Annotated in this window: 16 protein-coding genes and 1 pseudogene; 7 read left to right on the top strand and 10 right to left on the bottom strand. The window is 58.6% G+C overall.

Annotation, left to right across the window (positions count from 1 at the left end; genetic code table 11):
• Window positions 1-75 precede the first annotated feature (75 nt).
• Window positions 76-1,221 carry a metallophosphoesterase family protein gene (locus tag BG841_RS14960; RefSeq protein WP_070058378.1) on the top strand — a complete coding sequence of 382 codons (1,146 nt, stop codon included), beginning with the start codon at window positions 76-78 and terminating at the stop codon, window positions 1,219-1,221.
• A complete protein-coding gene (locus BG841_RS14955; RefSeq protein ID WP_070058377.1) occupies window positions 1,218-3,917 on the top strand; it encodes an AAA family ATPase in 2,700 nt (899 codons plus the stop codon). The genes BG841_RS14960 and BG841_RS14955 overlap by 4 nt, the downstream gene beginning before the upstream one ends.
• Here BG841_RS14955 and BG841_RS14950 read toward each other — a convergent pair.
• The 3 genes from BG841_RS14950 to BG841_RS14940 are packed head-to-tail and all read right to left on the bottom strand — an operon-like array spanning window position 3,875 to window position 6,072.
• Complete coding sequence (locus BG841_RS14950) at window positions 3,875-4,357, bottom strand: DUF192 domain-containing protein (RefSeq protein WP_083260281.1); 483 nt, start codon at window positions 4,355-4,357, stop codon at window positions 3,875-3,877. The genes BG841_RS14955 and BG841_RS14950 overlap by 43 nt on opposite strands.
• On the bottom strand, window positions 4,357-5,118 hold the full coding sequence (locus tag BG841_RS14945) for an ABC transporter permease (RefSeq protein ID WP_070058375.1): 762 nt from the start codon (window positions 5,116-5,118) through the stop codon (window positions 4,357-4,359). The genes BG841_RS14950 and BG841_RS14945 overlap by 1 nt, the downstream gene beginning before the upstream one ends.
• A 33-nt stretch (window positions 5,119-5,151) precedes the next feature.
• On the bottom strand, window positions 5,152-6,072 hold the full coding sequence (locus tag BG841_RS14940) for an ABC transporter ATP-binding protein (protein ID WP_070058374.1): 921 nt from the start codon (window positions 6,070-6,072) through the stop codon (window positions 5,152-5,154).
• A 185-nt stretch (window positions 6,073-6,257) separates the two neighbouring features.
• On the opposite strand from BG841_RS14940, the gene BG841_RS14935 reads away from it, so the two are divergent.
• Window positions 6,258-6,728, top strand: coding sequence for a hypothetical protein (locus tag BG841_RS14935; RefSeq protein ID WP_070058373.1), 471 nt, complete (start codon window positions 6,258-6,260; stop codon window positions 6,726-6,728).
• On the opposite strand, the gene selD is transcribed toward BG841_RS14935, so the two are convergent.
• The 5 genes from selD to BG841_RS14915 all read right to left on the bottom strand — a co-directional run bounded on the left by selD (window position 6,720) and on the right by BG841_RS14915 (window position 11,660).
• Window positions 6,720-8,963, bottom strand: a complete 2,244-nt coding sequence (selD, locus tag BG841_RS14930) for a selenide, water dikinase SelD (RefSeq protein ID WP_070058372.1) — start codon at window positions 8,961-8,963, stop codon at window positions 6,720-6,722. The two genes, BG841_RS14935 and selD, sit on opposite strands and share 9 nt — an antisense overlap.
• Window positions 8,960-9,094 (bottom strand): hypothetical protein, encoded by a 135-nt coding sequence (locus BG841_RS17560; RefSeq protein ID WP_265733888.1) that lies wholly within the window; start codon window positions 9,092-9,094, stop codon window positions 8,960-8,962. Before BG841_RS17560 ends, selD begins: the two co-directional genes overlap by 4 nt.
• Window positions 9,091-9,594, bottom strand: coding sequence for a hypothetical protein (locus BG841_RS14925; RefSeq protein ID WP_228141676.1), 504 nt, complete (start codon window positions 9,592-9,594; stop codon window positions 9,091-9,093). The genes BG841_RS17560 and BG841_RS14925 overlap by 4 nt, the downstream gene beginning before the upstream one ends.
• 28 nt (window positions 9,595-9,622) lie before the next feature.
• On the bottom strand, window positions 9,623-10,021 hold the full coding sequence (locus BG841_RS14920) for a hypothetical protein (protein WP_070058371.1): 399 nt from the start codon (window positions 10,019-10,021) through the stop codon (window positions 9,623-9,625).
• A 118-nt stretch (window positions 10,022-10,139) separates the two neighbouring features.
• Window positions 10,140-11,660, bottom strand: coding sequence for a bifunctional GNAT family N-acetyltransferase/carbon-nitrogen hydrolase family protein (locus BG841_RS14915; RefSeq protein WP_070058370.1), 1,521 nt, complete (start codon window positions 11,658-11,660; stop codon window positions 10,140-10,142).
• A gap of 154 nt (window positions 11,661-11,814) precedes the next feature.
• Here BG841_RS14915 and BG841_RS14910 point away from each other — a divergent pair, with 154 nt between their 5' ends.
• Complete coding sequence (locus BG841_RS14910; RefSeq protein ID WP_070058369.1) at window positions 11,815-13,701, top strand: methyl-accepting chemotaxis protein; 1,887 nt, start codon at window positions 11,815-11,817, stop codon at window positions 13,699-13,701.
• 43 nt (window positions 13,702-13,744) lie between these two features.
• Here BG841_RS14910 and recQ read toward each other — a convergent pair whose 3' ends face one another.
• A complete protein-coding gene (gene recQ / locus BG841_RS14905) occupies window positions 13,745-15,559 on the bottom strand; it encodes a DNA helicase RecQ (RefSeq protein WP_070058867.1) in 1,815 nt (604 codons plus the stop codon).
• A gap of 176 nt (window positions 15,560-15,735) precedes the next feature.
• Between recQ and BG841_RS14900 the strand changes: the two genes are divergently transcribed.
• A complete protein-coding gene (locus BG841_RS14900; RefSeq protein WP_070058368.1) occupies window positions 15,736-16,920 on the top strand; it encodes a 1-acyl-sn-glycerol-3-phosphate acyltransferase in 1,185 nt (394 codons plus the stop codon).
• Between the two features lie 24 nt (window positions 16,921-16,944).
• Window positions 16,945-17,604, top strand: a complete 660-nt coding sequence (locus tag BG841_RS14895; protein WP_070058367.1) for an alpha/beta hydrolase — start codon at window positions 16,945-16,947, stop codon at window positions 17,602-17,604.
• Here BG841_RS14895 and BG841_RS14890 read toward each other — a convergent pair whose 3' ends face one another.
• Window positions 17,605-19,017 (bottom strand): TrkH family potassium uptake protein, encoded by a 1,413-nt coding sequence (locus BG841_RS14890; RefSeq protein ID WP_141737165.1) that lies wholly within the window; start codon window positions 19,015-19,017, stop codon window positions 17,605-17,607. It abuts the gene before it with no gap.
• A gap of 159 nt (window positions 19,018-19,176) precedes the next feature.
• Here BG841_RS14890 and BG841_RS16750 point away from each other — a divergent pair.
• Window positions 19,177-19,629: pseudogene (locus tag BG841_RS16750) on the top strand (ACP phosphodiesterase); the annotation flags it as partial.
• Window positions 19,630-19,716 lie beyond the last annotated feature (87 nt).

Raw genomic sequence — 19,716 nt, 5'->3', positions numbered from 1 at the left:
CTTGCCTGATCTAACTGGTAGACTCTTCCTGGTCCCCGTACCGGAACTTCACCCAGCAGACAGGAAACCGTTCACATGCCTCGTTTTTTGCACACCGCTGACTGGCAAATGGGCCGCACCTACAGCCGGTTTGAACCCGATGATGCCGCCGCGTTAGCGGAAGCCCGCTTCACGGCTATCGAGCGACTGGCCCAACTGGCCCGGGACGAGCGCTGCGATGCGGTACTGGTAGCAGGCGATGTGTTTGATACCCAAACGGTGCCGGATCGCACCATCCGCCGTGTTTTTAATGCCATGAGTGGTTATCAGGGGCCCTGGGTACTCTTGCCCGGCAACCACGATGCCGCGCTGGCAGAGAGTGTATGGACCAGAGCTCTGCGCCTGGACGCGGTTGCCGATAACGTCCATCTGGCCCTGGTACCCGGGGTAATTGAGCTGCCAGACCAGGGGATGGCGGTGCTGGCGGCTCCGCTGACCCAACGGCACACCTATGAAGATTTAACCGCGGCCTTTGCCGACTGGATGACCAGACCGGACTTGCTGCGCGTGGGGCTTGCCCACGGCAGTGTGCAGGGCATTCTGCCGGACACCGTCGATGCCACCAACCCGATCGCGGCCGACCGGGCCGAGCGGGCGCGACTGGATTATCTGGCGCTGGGCGACTGGCACGGTAGCAAACGCATCAACGCCCGCACCTGGTACAGCGGCACCCCGGAGCCAGAACGGTTCCGAAACAATGAGGCGGGTTATGCTTTGATTGTTGACCTTGCCGGGCCCGGTGCGGAACCCGAAGTGAGCCAGCACCCGGTCGGGCAGTATCCCTGGTACCAGTTACAGAAAACCCTCAGGGTGTCGTCGGACGTAGATCAGTTGCTGGAAGAACTGGCCGCCATACCGGCCCCGGCGGTCCTCGATATCCGTCTGCAAGGTGATATCGATCTGCACGGCGAAACCCGCTTGCAATACGGATTGTCGGTGGCCGAGGCACGTCATCGCAGTGTGCAGTGTGATCGCACCGGGTTGAGTCTGCAGCCCACCGATGACGACGTGGCCGCGTTGCAGGCTGACGGCTATCTGGGTGAGGTAATTACCCTGCTGCGGGAGCGCCAGCAGCAGGGTGACGATCCGCAAGCCCGGGATGCCCTGGCCATTCTCACCGGGTTGCTCCGGGACCGTCAGGTTGGTGCTCCACCCGAATCCGCCGAGGAGGCCTCGTCATGAAATTACAGCGGGTCAGAATTGAACAGGTGCGACAGTTCCGGCAACCGCTGGAATTGCCGCAATTGACCGCGGGACTGAATCTGTTCTATGGCCCGAACGAATCGGGCAAAAGCACGCTGGTACAAGCCATCCGCTCAGCATTTTTTGAACGCCACCGTTCCAACGGTGCGGAGCATTTGCGCCCCTGGGGGGATTCGGCGGCCGCGCCCAGCATTGAAATCCACTTCACCAGCCAGCGGCAGGACTGGCAGTTGCACAAAAGCTTCCTGGCCACCAAACGGTGCGATTTGCAGGTCGCCGGTCAGGCGTTCAGCGGTGAAGAGGCCGAAGACAAACTCGCAGACTTGCTGGGGTTCCAATACGCCAGCCGCGGTGCCAGTCAGGACAGGCACTGGGGCATCCCCGGCCTGCTGTGGGTGGAGCAGGGCAGCGGTCAGGATATTGAAGCCGCGGCGCAACACGCCGGGGATCATTTGCAAGCGGCATTGCACAGCATGCTCGGGGAAGTGGCCAGCAGCGGTGGGGATGACCTCATCCAGACTGTGGCAGCGCAGCGCAGTAACTTGTTGACCCCGACCGGTAAACCCCGCGGAGAATATGCCACGCTGGCCACCCGCAAAGCCGAATTGAGTGCCGGGTTAGCTACCCTGGAACAACGCATCGGGCAGTATCAGGCACAAGTCGACCGGCTGGGTGAATTGCGGCAACAGCACCAGCGGGATGAGCACCAGCAACCGTGGCTGGCGGCCAGGCAACAGTATGAAGAAGCGCAACGCAGACATCGCCAGGTTGAACAATGGCAGCAGGAACAACAGCAGGAACAGCAGGCACTCAACAACCATACCCAGACCCTCGGGTTGTTGCGGGAGCAGCAATCCCAGGCCCGCTCACAAGTCGACAAACTGGAACAGCGTCATCAGGAGTACATCAGGGCGCAGGAATCTCTGGCCAGCCTGAGCGCGCAGAGCCCTCAGATCGAGGCGCGCCTGCAGCACGCCCAGTCGGCTTATTCCCGGGCGCTGGAGAAGGTGGCGCTGGCCAGACAGCAGCAGCAACATGGGCAACTTGCAGACAGCGTTAGCCAACTGGAGCGCCAGATCGCCGGTCTGAGCGACCGTCTGGCCAAGGCCCGGGAGCATCAGGAGACTCTGGAGCAGACCCGGCAGGTCCAACGGCAGGACGCCATCGACCCGGACACACTGGCAAACCTGCGGCAATGCCAACGGCAGTTGGATGAGGCGAGCATCCGTTCTAATGCCATCGCCACCCGCCTGCGCTATCACCTGGAGGGCAACCAAACGTTTACTCTGGAAGATACGTTACTCCGCGGCACGGGGGAAACGTTGCTGCTGGAAGAAACCCGACTGGTGATTCCCGGCGTGGGAGAGTTGCAAATTACTCCGGGCGGGGAGGATCTTGGCCGGTTGCAGCGCCAGCTGGCGCGGCTCACAGATGAGCGGAATCGCCAGCTTCATGCGCTGGCGGTGGCGTCTCTGGCTGAAGGGGAACAAAAAGCGGAACGTCAGGCCGAGCGGCTGCGCACCATCAAGACGCGGGAACAGTTGCTGACGTCGGTGGCTCCCGAAGGTATTGACGCATTGCGCGCCCATCAGCAGACGGAATACATCAGGCTGGAACAGCTGCGTGCCCGGCTGGCGGCACTGCCGGTGGCGTCGGCGACAGCACTGCCTCTGGACCAGGCCGAAACACAGCAGGCGGAGCGCGAGCAACAGCTGGCCGACGCTGAACAACAGCATCAGCGCCATCAGCAGAGTCTGGCGATGGCGACCCAGCGGACACAGGCGGCTCAACAGGAATGGCAGCAGCTGCAGCGGGAGCTGGAAGACCCGAAACGTCAGCAGTTGCAACACACTCTGGCACAGAATATACGCTCGGCAGAAGAGGACAGCTCCCGTCTGCAAGCGGCGATCGACCTCCGGCAAACCCGGATTGATGAGGCCCGGCCTGATTTGCTGCAGCAGGATATGGTGCGCTTCAAAACCAGTGCTGAACAGCTGGAGCGGGCCCACCAAAGCCGGGCGTTGGAATTGGCGCGCCTGCAAAGTGCGCTGGAAACCTTAGGGGGGGAAGGCCTGGAAGAGCTGCGTGACCAGCAGACAGCAAATCTCGAGCGGGTTGAGCGCCGTTATCAGGAACTGCGGCGCCGGGCAGAGGCGCTGGATTTGTTGCTGGGCTTATTGCAAGACAAACGGCAGGAACTCACCCGTCGCTTGCAGGCACCGCTGCAAAAGCACCTCCACCATTATCTGCGGATGCTATTCCCGCAGGCGAGTATCGAGGTGGATGACCGGTTGATTCCCGGGCAGATGACCCGGTCAGGCCGGCAAGGGCAGGAGACCGGCGAGGTGCGGGCGCTCAGCTTCGGTGCCCGGGAGCAGATGGGGCTGATCAGCCGGCTGGCCTATGCGGATCTGCTGCAAGAAGCAGGCCGGCCCACGCTGATCATTCTGGATGACACTCTGGTGCACAGTGACGTGACGCGGCTGGCGAAAATGAAACGTATCTTGTTCGATGCCTCGCAGCGCCATCAGATCCTGTTGTTTACCTGCCACCCGGACCAATGGCAGGACCTGGGAGTGCAACCCAGAGATCTGGAGGCCATCAAAAGTCAGGCCTTGAGTGAGGTGGCGGTTCAGTCGCCCCATTCCACCCGGTCACCCACGACAATGCCATGACGGGCGAAGAACCCCTGATTCATTTCCAGTGCGGCGGAGAAAGGTTGTCCGGCGGGATAGCTCGGGCACTTTTCGTTGGGCTGGCATGGGGCCATGTGCCGGATCGCGCGAATTTCGCCATCGGCGCCCAGATATGCAATGTCCAGGGGAATCAGGGTCTGAAACATCCAGAAGCCGTGGTGCCCCGGGCGTTCGCTGCGGTACACAAACAGCATGCCCGCATTGGTGGCCAGCGAGGTGCGCCCCATCAGGCCCGTCCGGCGCTCGGTGTCGGTGCGGGCAATTTCAACCGTGATAGGGACGACCCGATCTGCGGTAACAATGTGCGCCGGCTGGCTGGCCAGCTTCTGTTGGCGGCTGAGCTGCGGTTGCGTGCAGGCACTGGACGCATACACGGCCAGTACCAGCACAGCGATCGTCGGAAGCGATAATCTGGTCATCAGGTGCGCAAGCGGTAACCGGTCTTGAAGATGCGCCAGATGACCAACATGCAGATCGCCAGAAACACCAGAGTCATAACCACACTGACGCTGACGTGTACATCGGAGACGCCGTAAAATGCCCAGCGAAAACCGCTGATCAGGTACACCACCGGGTTAAACAGGGTGAGGGTTTGCCACAGAGGAGGCAGCATGTCGATGGAGTAAAAGGTACCACCGAGAAAGACCAGCGGAGTCACCACCATCAGTGGAACGATTTGCAGCTTTTCAAAACCATCGGCCCAGATGCCGAGAATAAAGCCGAACAGACTGAAGGTCACCGCCGTCAGGACCAGGAACGACAACATCCACACCGGATGGAGAATGGAGTAATCCACGAAGAAATTGGCGGTCAGCAAAATCACCAGCCCAAGAATTACCGATTTGGTGGCGGCCGCCCCCACATACCCCACCACCACTTCGATGTAGGACACGGGGGCGGACAGCACTTCGTAGATGGTGCCGGAAAACCGGGGCATATAAATCGCAAACGAGGCGTTGGAAATGCTCTGCATCAACAGCGTCAGCATCACCAGCCCGGGAATAATAAAGGCCCCGTAGTCGATGCCATCGATGGCGCCCATGCGCGGCCCGATCGCAGAGCCAAACACTATAAAATACAAAGAGGTAGAAATGACTGGTGAAGCAATGCTTTGCATCAGCGTACGCCGCATACGCGCCATTTCAAATTTGTATATTGCCATTACGCCGTAAAAATTCATGTTTCTCTCCGGGTGACAAATTGCAAATCAGAGCTACTCGTGAACCAGGCCGACAAAGATATCTTCCAATGAACTTTCACGGGTCTGCAGATCACGGTATTCAATGCCAAGATCACCCAGGGTGCGCAGCAATTTGGCCACCCCGGCCTGTTCCTGCTGGGAATCGAAGGTGTACACCAGCTCGAAGCCATCACCGGACAGCTCGACCGGTTCGAGGGCCAATTCCCCGGGCACTTTTTCCAACGGCTGCTGCAGCAACAGCCGTAACTGCTTTTTGCCCAGTTTGCGCATCAGCACGTGCTTGTCTTCCACCAGAATGATCTCGCCCTCGCGAATGACGCCGATCCGGTCGGCCATTTCCTCGGCCTCTTCGATGTAATGGGTGGTGAGAATGATGGTCACGCCTTTGTCTCGCAGCCCCCGAACCATGTCCCACATGTCGCGGCGTAACTCTACATCCACGCCGGCGGTGGGTTCGTCCAGGAACAGGATTTCCGGTTCGTGGGACAGCGCCTTGGCAATCATTACCCGACGTTTCATGCCACCGGACAGAGACATGATACGGTTGTTGCGCTTATCCCACAGTGACAGATCTTTCAGCACCTTTTCGATGTGGGCCGGGTTGGCGGCTTTGCCGAACAGACCACGGCTGAAGGTGACTGTGTCCCAGACGGTTTCAAAGGAATCGGTGTTCAACTCCTGGGGCACCAGCCCGATGGTCGAGCGGGCCGCGCGGTAATCTTTGACAATGTCGTGGCCAGCCGCGAAGACTTTGCCGCTGGACAGGTTGACGATGCCGCAAATGATGCTGATCAGGGTGGTTTTTCCGGCCCCGTTGGGGCCCAGCAGGGCAAATATTTCGCCCCGTCGGATGTCCAGGTTGATGTCTTTCAGTGCCTGGAAGCCACCGGCGTAAACCTTGTTGAGATTCTGAACAGAAATGTCCGGTTGCACAGTTTCATCCTGTTTAGCGTGAATCAAAGCGTCGCATTTTCTCATGTTCTGCCACCCGTGCGTAACCTTGTATTACCCGCAACTTTGTGGTCCCGACCATAAACCTCCATAATACCGCCCGTGCTGCAGTTTTATGGAAGAAACCGCGGAATCACCGGTCTTCCACCACGCAGGTATTAAACCCTATGTCGAAACGAGCTCTGTTCGCTGGTTGTGTCATGCTCGGATTGCTGGCGCTCGCTGTGCTCGGACCCCGATGGCTGATGTCGTCTTCGGGCAGCGGCGGCCCCGGGACCCTCGAGCACTGTGATCTTCTCACAACCGGCTGCGAATGGCAGTCCGGCCATCACTGGTCGGTCGACATGAAACCGTCAGGGCAGAATTCCGGGGGTGAAACTTACCAGCTGACCGTGACCACCTCCGCCAACCCCCAGCGGCTGATCGGCGTGCTGCGGGGGGAATCCATGTACCTTGGCGAATACCCCGTCGTCCTTAAAAAGACTGCCAAAGCTGACACCTGGGTGGCCAACTTTACTGCGCCCTATTGCACCGAAGATCCGGGCATGATCTGGCGCATTGATCTGCAAGACGGTGCACAACCCCTGCACAGCGGGCCGTTCAAGCTGACCTTTCAGGCCGCGGGACGTCTACGCTGACAAATGCACCGACTCCGGCACGCCCCCGATCGCCCGCACCCGACCGATCAGCGACGCGCAGCTATAGCCGAGCGCGTGCAACTCCCGTAGACAACGGTCCGCCTGCTCATAGGGGATGCCGGCCAATAAGCCCCCCGCCGTTTGCGGGTCAAACAGCAACGGGTAAGCAGGGTGGTGTTGCCAGTTTTCCGGGTTCTGGATGGCCTGTTGTGCGCGGGCATTGGCGGGGTGGAGCGAACTCAGGATACCCCGTCCGGAAGTTGTTGCTGCGCCTTCCAGCAAGGGAACAGCCCCGAGGGACAAGGCTACCGACACCCCCGAAGCCCGGGTCATTTCGTTCAGATGCCCCAGCAACCCGAAGCCGGTGACATCGGTACAGGCGGTGGCGCCGTGCCGGATCAGGCATTCCGCTGCCTGTTGATTCGATTGCATCATGATGTTCAGGGCGTGATCAATCCAGCGGCCTTTGGCGGCCAGTTGGGTATGGGCCGCCAACAAGGTGCCGGTGCCCAGAGGTTTGGTCAGAATCAGCGCATCGCCGGGTTGTAAACCGGTTTTCCGCAGCACCGCGTCGGGGCTGATCAGCCCGTGCACTGAGAACCCGAGGGCCAGCTCCTGGCCTTCACCGGTATGCCCGCCCACCAGCGCGCAACCGGCCAGATTCAGCACTTCGACCGCGCCGGCCATCATCTGGAACAACGTTTCTTCGGTCTGCCGTTCGATGCCGTAGGGCACAGTGACTATGGCCGAGGCGGATTGCGGTTCCGCGCCCATGGCGTACAGGTCCCCCAGACTGTGATTGGCCGCAATCCTGCCAAACACGTAGGGGTCGTCCACAAAGGCCCGGAAGAAATCAACACTGTGCACCAGCGCCCGTCCGGAGGGTACTGTGGTGACCGCCGCATCGTCCGGAGAGTGCAGCCCCACCAGAACATCGGCACGGGCAAGCGGTTGCAATCGGGCGAGTACCCGGCCTAATACCGGACTGCCGACTTTTGCGCCGCAACCGCCACATCGCATGGTGGTGGCCGCAATGGCCTGGGCAGCGTCTTCCTGCGAGCGCGCGTTGCTGGTATCGGGTGCTGCTGGCGGCGCGTTCATGGGTGCAAACCCTGCGTGCTGCCGCATGAATTTCCGGTCGATCCGATCCTTCCAAACCCACAGCGCGCGACCGGCCAAGCTGAAACGGCCCCGGGAGGCAACTGCGTACTGGTTGCCGGTACTGATCAGTGCAAGCCAGGTTTTTTGCGGACGAAAAGGGCGGGGCGGCTGGCCCCGTGCACAGCGGATCAGATTCTGTGCCAGGGGACGTGCCTGGCGTACCGCGATCACGCCGGCTTTTTCCCTGGGGTGGGCACTGACGTGGGCCACATCGCCCGCGGCAAATACCAGCGGGTCGGTGGATGTCTGCAGGGTCGGGCGAACCTTTATGAAACCGTTCCCATCTACCGCCAGCCCGGTGGCCTTCACCCAGTCTGGCCCCGACGCTCCGGTAACCCAGAAGGTTTCATCGGTCTCCAACGTGGCACCCGTTGATAAGCGCAGGCGCTGGTCTTGCACGCTGACCACCGCGGAGTTCAGGTGCACGGAGACACCCCGGTCCTGCAGCACTTTGCGAAAGCGTGCCTGCACGCGGGGATTGTGGGTGGCCAGCACGGTGTTGGCTGCATCGATCAGATGAAAGTGAACCGGCCGGTGCCTGAACCGGTGTTGCATCGCCAGGCACAATTCCACACCGCCTGCGCCGGCACCCACCACCGCGATGGTCACGGGGCGCGCACCTGCTTCAATCCGCGCGAGCAAGGCCAGCCACCGCTGGTTAAACCCCCGTATGGGTTTGACCGCTGTCCCGTAGCGGGAGGCGCCGGGAATATTGCTGACCCGGGGAGTCGCACCGGTGTTGATGGAAAGCAGGTCGTAGCGTACCGGAGGGCGGCCGTTGCACAGCACCTGCCGGTGCTGCCGGTCGATACCGATCACCTCAGCAGGGTAAAAAGCGGCCCCCGTGTACTCGGCAAGGTGCCGTAAATCGATATGTACCTCGTCATAGGCGTAATAGCCGGCGATATAGCCAGGCAGCATGCCGGAATAGGGGGTATGGGTGTCCTGACAGATGAGCGTAACACGGAGGCCAGGTACCGGGTTCATGGCGAAATACCTCAGTACCCCGACGTGGCTGTGGCCACCGCCAATCAGGACTATGTCCTGTAAAACAGGCTGCTGACTGGCGTTCATTCCATAAGTTTCTTGGCTTCGTCAGACCAGGTCGCAATGGCTTTGGGACTGGCGAAGGATTGCATCTGTTTGCGTTCTGTCTCGGTGGGCGTGGCAATCTGGTCAATGCGGGTGACACCGACCGCCCTCATTTTTTAGCGGTAACCGGGCCAATACCCTTGATCCGGGTAAGGTCGGTATTAACCGCAGTTTTGCTGGCGGGTTGGGTCTCAGTCTTCGGTTTCGGTTTCGGTGCGGTCGCGGCTCTTGACGCTGTGGCTTTGCCCGCCGGCTGTGTTCGCTTGCCGGGGGGAGACGGCGGTTTCACAGAGGGTGGCGACGACTTGGCAGGCGGTTCGGGTTGGCTCTCTGGATCACCTTTGGCAGCAATACCCAATCGATCCATAACCCCTTGCTGGAACTCACCCAGACGCCGCTCCAGCTCGTCACTGACCCGTTTCATTTCTTTTTCCCGGCGCCCGTCCAGGTCTTTCATCAGTTTTTTTACCGGTTCCTGGATCTGACCCTGCAGCGCTTCGATCTGTTTCAGTGCGTCGTGGATCAGGCTCTCAATCTGGGCGGCGGTTTTTTCGAACTCCTTGTTCACCTTTTTAACGATGTTATCAACGCTGGGTTTCTTCTTTTTGGCCATGGAGGTTTCTCCCGCTGGTTTTAATCCGTCAGGCCGCGCCCCCGAGTTTTACCGGGCGACCGGCTACACGCCTGGATCGTAGTGTCTGTTTCTTGCTGACGACGTCCAGTATACGCAGCAATTGCTCCCTCTTGGCAGGGTGCTCGCTTGCGGAGTCTCTTTTAAAATCAATCGAATAAAAGAAGTTGCTGCAGTATTTTCTACGTTCGGTTACCAGACCGCTCACCCCTTTGAGGTGGATGTTCTCAAAGGGCATGGCGAGAATGAGGTCAAGTTGCAGGCTATCTCCCAACTCGAAAATCTTGTCCGTTTTGAGCACGCAGCTGAACTGGTCCAGGCTGAATAAGTGTGCCTCAATGGTTTCTTTGCGGAAGAAACGCCGTTTGACGGAAAACTGCGCGATCAGATCAGGCAACGCTTCATCCATGGCTGCAATGCCCCCCAGTATTGGTGCCGTTAAAGGCTACAGAATAGCCTGCCCATGAAAATTTTCAATGCCTTGCCGGGTGGCGGTGACCGGGTTATCGAGCCGCCAGGCAGGGGAATCAGACGGTTTTAAGCGTGTACAGATCGGTTCTCCGGTCTTTCAGGTTGGTCACCGCCCCTTCGTTGCGGATCAGGGTCAACTTCTCCAGATCCAGATCCGAGAACATGACCATTTCAGTATTCGGGGTGGTTTCTGCCAGCACCGCATCGTGGGGGAAGGCAAAATCCGAAGGCGAAAAAACCGACGACTGGGCGTACTGTATGTCCAGGTTTTCTACCTTGGGGAGGTTGCCGACACTGCCGGTAATCACCACGTAACACTCGTTTTCGATCGCCCGGGCCTGGGCACAGTGACGCACCCGCAAATAGCCGTTTTTGGTGTCCGTCCAGAAGGGCACACAAATTATGTCGACTTCTTTCAATGCCGCGATGCGGCCCAGTTCGGGGAACTCGATGTCGTAGCAGATCATAATTGCCACCCGCCCGGCATCGGTGTCAAAAACCTCGAATTTGTCACCACCTTCAATGACCCAGTCGCGACGCTCGTGGGGGGTGATGTGGATTTTGCGCTGTTCATCCACGCGGCCGTCCCGATGGCACAGGTAACTGATATTGTAAGCACGGTCGTTCTCGATCAGCGGCATGGAGCCGGTGATGATGTTGATGTTGTAACTGACCGCCATGTCTGACATCTGGTCACGGAACTGTTCGGTAAAACCTGCCAGAAAGCGTATCGCCCGCGTCTGGTCAATCTGATCGGTGAGTCCCATCAAGGGGGCATTGAAAAACTCGGGGAACAGGGCAAAATCGCTTTTGTAGTCTGACAAGGCATCCACAAAGTACTCAACCTGGCGCAGCACCTCCTCCACCGATGAAAATTCCCGCATTTGCCATTGTACGGCGCCCATCCGGACCTGGGTTTTTTTGACCTGCAGGATGGATGAGGGGGGCGCGAACAGAATGTTGCGCCACTCCAGCAAGGTCGCGTAGCCGAGAGATTTCTCATCTTCGGGAAGATACTTGCGCATCAGCCGGGTCACTTGAAAATCATTGGCCAGCTGAAAGGTGAGGATCGGATCGTAAATTTCCCGGCGGTTGACCCGCTCAATATACTCTTCCGGTTTGTACTGATCCGAATACTTGGAATAGTTGGGAATCCGCCCGCCGGCCAGAATGGCCCGCAGGTTCATGGAGCGGCACAGCTCTTTGCGGGCTTCGTACAGCCGGCGGCCTAACCGGTAGCCCCGATAATCCGGGTGAATAAACACATCGAGGCCGTACAGGGAATCGCCGTCTTTGTCGTGCCTGATCTTTTCATTTTTCATGATCAGGTCGTCGTAGGTGTGCGGGTTGCTGAAACGGTCGTATTTGACGCACACGGTGAGCGCCACGGCCACCAGTTCACCGGATTCTTCGATGCAGATCTGCCCGTCTGGAAACTGCTCGACCAGGGCGTCGATGGTGGTTTTGGGCCAGGAGCCGCCGATGTCGTCGTAAACACGATTCATCAGGTGCTTGAGTTGGCTGTAATCTTCCAGAGACAGATTTCTGAGGTTCAGGTGCAGCTCTTCATGGGCCATGCAGTCCGGCTCCGGCGCGTTGTTGGGAAGTTTTTGTAAGCGCAAATTATTACTTAAAAAAGTTTAGCAGAAACTGTTAAAGAGTTCGCAGTCCGGGCCGATAGCCAGCCAGATTAATACTACCTATTTGCATTCCCAGCCAAGAGGAAATGTTGTGCAATTGACATTCGGACAAAAGCTACTCAGCGCCTTCGGTATTTTGTTGGTGCTCATCATGGGTGTGTTTACGGCAGTCGGCGACGCCCGGCTTGAAGACACGAGCGATACTTACATTGACGCTCAGATTGCCGATGCCGTCGCCCAGAATGCCAACAGTATCGCTCAGTGGCTCAATACCCGCCTCGAGATGACCGTGGCCGCAGCGGAGGCTGTGGGTAACGTTGCGACTGATGAGGAAGCACGCAATATTCTGCGGGCCATGACCGCAGGCGGTGGCTTTCTCGAAGTGTATATTGGCGACAAAAGTGGCCAGATGCTGATGCAGTCGGAGGCTGTGGAAGCGACCTTGCCTCCCGGCTACGACCCGCGTAAGCGCGGTTGGTATCAGCAAACGGTCAACTCTGACAAGGCGACCTTCACTGAGCCGTATCTTGATGCCCAAATCAATGAGCTGTTAATTACCGCTGTTGTTCCGGTCAAAAGCCGGCGCTATCAGGGCGTTGCCGGTGGCGACATCAGCATGGCCGCCATCGACGAAATGTTGAGCGCAACGTCCTTTTCGGGAACGGGTTATCTGGGGCTGGTGAACAGTCGGGGAGTTGTGCTGTTCCATCCCGACCGAAGCCTGATTGGTGAGAACGTCAGCACACTGACCGGAATGACCCCGAATTTTGACGGCAACCGTCAGTATTACCAGCACGACGGTGAAAACTGGCGGGTGGCGTTCCATCCGATCCGCAATGCGGAGGGCGTGGACTGGTATCTGGGGACCTTCGTGAGCGATGACAAAATCAGCGCGCCCATGGAAAGCGCCCGGAGGACGGGCCTGATCATTGCGGTAATCGCGCTGTTGATTTCGCTGGTAATATTGCACGTTGGGATCAAGGTGTTGATGGCGCCGATCCGCCGTCTGGGTGTGGCAATGGCGGACATCAGTGCGGGTGAGGCCGATCTGACCCAGCGTCTGGATGACAAGGCGACGGATGAGTTTGGCGAACTGGCCCGTGACTTTAACCGCTTCATCGAGAATATCCAGAACGTGGTTCGTGACGTTCAGAGTGGCAGTGAGGAGTTGAAAACCAATGTGGTGTCGCTCCGGGATACCGCCGGTGCCAGTCGTCAGAATGTTGAGAACCAGCAGGCGGAAGTGGATATGGTTGCGACCGCCATTAATGAGATGTCGGCGGCGGCCACTGAAATTGCCCAAAGCGCCCAGCAAACCGCCGACGCGGCCAACACCGCCGACGATGAAAGCCGGGCTTCGCTGGACACGGTTACCCACTCACGGGATGCGGTGCAGCAACTGGCGCGGGAAATTCACGGGGCCACCGACGTGATCAACAACCTGGGCGAGGACGTGTCGTCCATCACCACCGTGCTTGAGGTGATTCAGGGCATCGCCGAACAAACCAACCTGTTGGCACTGAATGCGGCGATTGAAGCGGCCCGTGCCGGTGACGCCGGGCGAGGTTTTGCGGTCGTGGCGGATGAAGTCCGCAATCTGGCCCAGAGAACCCAAACCAGTACTGAAGAAATCAACAGCATGATCGAGCGCCTGCAAAAAGGTGCCGAAGATGCGGTCAATGTGATGAAAGCGTCGACCGCAGTGTCCAATGTGAGCATGGAGAAAGCCCAGGATGCGATGGAAGCGCTGGATCGGGTTGCTGAGGCCATAACCTCGATCAGCCAGATGACGTCGCAGATCGCCACGGCCTCGGAAGAACAGACCGCCGTTACCGAGGAGTTGAATGCGTCGATCACCCGGATTGCCGATCAGGGCCAGGAAGCGGCGGCGGCCGCCAGTGAAAACGACGTATACAGCGGTCACATTGCCGCTATCGGCCAGACGCTGAACGACAACGTGTCCCGCTTCAGGGTGTAAGCCTGCCGGTCCGCCTGTTCATTGCGGGCGGGCCGGCGTCACACTATCCCAGTTGTGCGATTGCCTGTAGAAAGGTCTCGCCGTACTTTTCCAGTTTTGCGGAGCCCACGCCACTCACCTCGGCCAGTTCCTCCAGGGTGGCGGGCTTGCGCTCCAGCATGTCAAACAAGGTGGTGTCGTGAAAAATCACATAGGGTGGCACGCCTTGCTTGTCGGCCAGCTCTTTACGGCACGCACGCAGCACTTCCCAGCCGTCGTGATCGGTGATTTGTGCGCGCACCGCAGAGCCACTGCGACTGCCGGATCGCCCGGCGCTTTTCTTCACGGCAGGGTCTTTCCGTAACTCAACCGCTTGCTTGCCCTGCAGCAAGGGGCGGCAGGATTCCGTCAACTGCAGCGCGCCGTAACCGTCCGGGTCCGCCCGCAGGTAGCCGTTGGCCACCAACTGACGAAACACCGACTTCCACTCGTTAACAGTCAGGTCCTTACCGATGCCGTAGGTCGATACCTCGTGATGGCCGAACTGGCGAATGCGATCGTTTTCAGAGCCCCGGAGTACGTCAATCAGATAGCTGACGCCGAAACGCTGTCCGGTCCGGAAGACGCAGGACAGGGCTTTTTGCACCGCCACGGTGCCATCCCAGGTTTCCGGCGGGGTTAAACAGGTATCGCAGTTGCCGCAGGGGGTCTCCAGAGTATCCCCGAAATAGCGCAATAACGCCTGCCGACGACAGCTGGTGACTTCACAAAGCCCCAGCATGGCGTCCATTTTTTGCCGTTCGACCCGTTTGAACTGGTCGCTGCCCATTGAACCTTCAAGCATTTGCCGCAACTTGATCACGTCCTGCAGGCCATACACCATCCAGGCGGTCGAGGGGTTGCCGTCACGCCCCGCACGGCCGGTTTCCTGATAGTAGCTTTCCAGACTTTTGGGCAGATCCATGTGGGCGACAAAACGCACATCCGGCTTGTCGATACCCATGCCAAAGGCGATGGTGGCCACCACAATGACTCCGTCTTCCCGCAGGAAACGTTCTTGATGGGCTGCGCGCTGTTCGGCGGGCAGACCGGCATGGTAGGGCAGTGCGGTCAAGCCTTTATCCCGCAGCAGGCGGGCGGTAGCCTCCACCTTGTTGCGGGACAGGCAATAGACAATCCCCGCGTCACCGTTGTGCTCGGTTTTGATAAAGTCGACTAACTGACTGTTCGCGTTGGTCTTCGGAGCGATGCGGTATTGAATGTTGGGCCGGTCAAACCCGCTGACAAAGTGACGGGCATCGGTCAGGGATAACCGCTCGGCAATTTCCTTGCGGGTGCGCTCATCCGCCGTTGCGGTCAGCGCTATACGGGGAACAGCGGGGAACTCACGGGCCAGAATGTCCAGTCCCAGATAATCAGCGCGGAAGTCGTGGCCCCACTGGGACACACAATGGGCTTCATCAATGGCAAACAATGAGAGGGCCGACTGATGCAGCAAACCCAGCGTGCGCGGTTGCAGCAAGCGTTCCGGGGCGCAATAAAGCAGGTCGAGGTCGCCATTCAGCAGCGCACTTTCGGTATCCCGGGCTTGCTCGTAATCCATGCTCGAGTTGAGAAACGCGGCGCGTACCCCAAGCTGGCGGAGCGCGGTCACCTGATCTTGCATCAGGGCGATCAGCGGTGACACCACAATTGCGGTACCCGGGCGAACCAGTGCAGGCACCTGATAACATAATGATTTGCCGCCGCCGGTAGGCATCAGCACGAGGGCGTTGCCTCCGGCAACCACCTCGTGGATGATATCGCCCTGTAACGGCCGAAACTGTTCATAACCAAACACCTGCCGCAACACGGCTTGTGGGTCCGGGGTAGTATCCATAGGGCTCAACGTCTGATGCGGGTGGTAAACAAAAGCGGCATGATACCAGAAACGCCACGGGATGTTTTGCAGCATATTCATGATCAAAGCGTTACAATAGCCGCGTTTTTATAGCCATCCCCGGTCTGGTTTTGGCCCACAACACCACTTAAATTGTTATCGACGACAGGAAATCCATGCAGGAATTTGACGGCATACGCCCTTATTCGGATGAGGAAACCACTGCGGCATTCACGCGTCTTGTCCAAGACCCGGAGTTCATTGACCTTATCGCGCGTTTCAAATCCCCGAGACTGAGCCGTTGGTTCCCCAGACTGGTCCGTATGCGGGTTAAAGCGTGGATGCATGAGAAATTTGGCGGGCTGACCCGCATTGACGACATTCAGGCACAGCTGTCGTCCCATGTGGCCGCGCTGGTTGATAAAACCACCACCCGGGTGACCCAATCGGGGTTGGAGCGCCTCGACAAGCAATCGGCCTATCTGTTTATTTCCAATCACCGGGACATAGTGTTCGACCCGATGGTGGTCAATTACCTGCTGTACAGCCAGGGGTTCAGTACCACCCGTATCGCAATCGGTGACAACCTGTTGCAGAACCGCTTGTTTGCTGAACTCATGCGTCTGAACAAAAGTTTTATCGTGCGCCGCAACATGACCAGTCCCCGGGAAATGCGTGACGCCTATCTGCTGTTGTCGTCCTTTATCTGTCACAGCATTGACACCAACCACAGCATCTGGATCGCCCAGCGGGAAGGCCGGGCCAAAAACGGCATCGATCAGACCGACCCGGCAATCATCAAGATGTTTTACATGTGCCGTAAAAAATCCGGGCTGGCGTTTGATGAGGCCATGAACCGGATGCATATAGTGCCGGTGTCGATTTCCTATGAGTACGACCCCTGTGATGCCGACAAGGCCCGGGAGCTGGAAGCGCGTGCTCGCGAAGGCAGTTACACCAAGACCGAGGGCGAAGATACCGAGCAGATCCTCAAAGGGCTGACCGGATTCAAGGGCCGCGTGCACGTTCACTTTGGCAGCCCCATCAAGGATTCGCCGGATAATCCGAAGGCCCTGGCCACACGCATCGACAATGAGATGAACGCCAATTATCACCTGCATGCCTCCAATCTGGTGGCGTATCAGCAGAGGGCGCAACAGGATGCAGCTCACGGCCCCGCGGACATGCTCGCCGGATTGGTTACTGCCGACACCTGGAGCGACACCGACCTGGCGGCGGCGGAGGAACACTTGAACAGGCGGCTGAACGCCTGCGCGCCCGCGCAACGCCCCTACCTGCGAGACATGTACGCCAATCCGGTGGCCAGCGCTCTGAAAGCCCAGAGCGGGTCCGAACAGTAATCTGCAAATCAGAGGAAAAAGGTAATGGAACTGGAGTACCTGTCGACTGAAACCGCCCCCAACCCGGACGCGGCCGTTATCTGGCTGCACGGCCTGGGCGCCAGCGGTCACGATTTTGAACCGGTGGTGCCGGAACTGGGGCTGCCGGCGAACGCGGCGGTGCGCTTTATTTTCCCCCATGCGCCGGAACTGCCGGTGACGGTCAACGGTGGCATGCGCATGCCCGCCTGGTACGACATCAAGGCCATGGACATTGATCGGGTGATTGATCACGAGCAACTCAAAGCATCGGCCGATGCGGTCATCCGGCTGGTGCAGCAGCAAATCGACAGTGGCATCGACAGCCGCCGGATTATTCTGGCCGGGTTTTCTCAGGGCGGCGCGGTGGCCTATGAAGCGGCGCTGTCATTTTCGCAACCGCTGGCGGGCTTGCTGGGGTTGTCGACCTATTTTGCGACCGCCGAAACCGTGCAGGTGGCGCCCGCTAATCAGTCGATACCGGTCAATATTTATCACGGCACCCGGGATCCGATGGTGATCGAAGCCCTCGGGCAACGCAGCGTTCAAGCGATGAAACAGCTGGGAATCACCGCCAACTATAAAACCTACCCGATGGAACACAACGTGTGTCTGGAGGAGATAGTGGATATCGGTGCGTTTATACGGGCCGTATTGAAGCTCTGATCAGGAGCGCCAGAAGGCGGGCGAGAGCACGACCACCACACTGAGAATTTCCAGACGCCCCATGAGCATGCCCGCACTGAGCACCAGCTTGGCGGCGTCCGGAAGGGTGGCAAAGTTACCCGATGGCCCGATGACATTGCCCAGCCCCGGCCCCACATTGGTCAGCGCCGCGAGAGCGCCGGTCAGCGCGACCGGAAATTCGAGCTCCAGGCCCGCCAGAATCACCGTAATAACCATTAACGACAGGAAAAATATAAAGGTGTAGGCCACCATTGACGCGATGATCTCATCGCTGACTACGCGACCGTTGTATTTGCGGCTCAGAACCGCGCGGGGATGCAGCAAACGCATCAGCTGCTCACGCAACAGAATCAGTGACAGCTGAAAGCGAAACACTTTCATGCCTCCGGAAGTCGACCCGGAACAGCCACCGATGAACATCAGGTAGAAAAACACCACAAACGCCAGCGAACCCCAGGCCGAATAGTCTTCCGAGGCGTAACCGGTGGTGGTGACCACCGAGGTGACATTGAACAGGGTAGACACATAGCCGGACAGCAGATCGAAGTCGTCGGTCATCAGCCAGCGATAGCAGGTCAACACCAGCGGCACAAACAGCAGAATACCCACAAACGCGCGCACCTGCTGATCCCGCCACAGGACTCCGCGCTGACCGTGCATTTCCCGGACAAACAAGAAGAACGGCATGCCGCCGAGCGCCATGAAAATCGAGGCCTCCACCAGAATGAGGTCCGAATCAAACTTGCCCATGGACGAATCGGAGGTGGAGAACCCCCCGGTGGCGATGCTGGTCAGTCCGTGGTTGAAGGCGTCAAAAAGACTCATGCCCGACGCCCAATAGGTGAGTACTGCAACGGTGGAAAACACCAGATAGACCAGCAGCAGGCCGCGGCTGAGGGTTTTCATGCGGGGCAGGGCTTTGTCGGTCCATTCCGAGGATTCGGTGGCAAACAGCCGCATGCCGCCAACCCGCAAAAACGGCAGCACCGCGACGAACATGCCGATGATGCCGATGCCACCCACCCATTGCAGGATGGACCGCCACAGCAGCAGATCGCGATCCATAAAATCGAGCCCGCTTAATGCCGTGGCGCCGGTGGTGGTGATCCCCGAGGTACTTTCAAACAAGGCGGTGGCCCAGTTGATGTCATTGTCGCTCAGGTAAAAGGGTAAGGCGGACACCAGCGAGATGAACAACCAGCTGGTCACCGTCAGCACAAACATGTACCGGGGTTTGAGATCGCGTTCCTTGTGGTAGGTACCCAGCATCCCGCACAGGCCCATGCCAAAAACCACCGCAGCCGATATAATGAATGCCTGTGAATTGGGCGCGTCGCTGCCAGACAGCAACACCGCCGGCAGCGTCATAAAGATGCTGAGCAGCACAAACATTACGCTTAGAATGAAGATTACGGGATTCAGGTTTTTCAAAAGACACTCGAGCCAGGCAACCCCAGGAAGAGCGCCAGAATACCTTTGGCGGCGCACTTCTGCAATCTGGAGGCACTATTCTTGAATTATCTGGCACATTTGTTTCTGGCGCCCGACTCGATGGAGCATCGGGTGGGCAGCTTGTTGGGTGACTTTGCCCGCGGCGTGCGGGTTGACCGTCTTCCCCTGGCGGTCGGAGAGGGACTGGCACACCATCGTGCCGTGGATGTATACACCGACACTCACCCACAGGTACGGGCTGCGAAACATTTGTTTGCCGCACCCCGGCGCCGGTTTGCCGGGGTCGCTCTGGACGTGTTGTTCGATCATTATCTGTTGCGCCACTGGGGCAGGTTCAGCAGCGTTTGTGTCGATGGATTTATTGCCGAGGTCTACAGGGATCTGGATGCAGGGCACGCACTGATGCCTGATCGCATGGCCCGGGTAACCCAGCGGATCATCCACGATGACTGGTTTACCAGTTACAAGGATCTTGATGCTGTCGGCTATGCACTTGACCGGATTGCCACCCGTATCCGCTTTCCCCATCGGTTTTATGGAATCATCGAAGACATTCACGCTCACGATCACGAACTGGAACGACTGTTTTTAACCTTCTTTCCGGAACTCAAGGCACACAGGGGACCGCATCAATGCCCG

Source organism: Marinobacter sp. X15-166B (genome assembly GCF_001752365.1).
Lineage (GTDB): Bacteria > Pseudomonadota > Gammaproteobacteria > Pseudomonadales > Oleiphilaceae > Marinobacter.
Note: the sequence above shows the minus strand (reverse complement) of the source record. Positions and strands in the feature narration are given on the sequence as shown.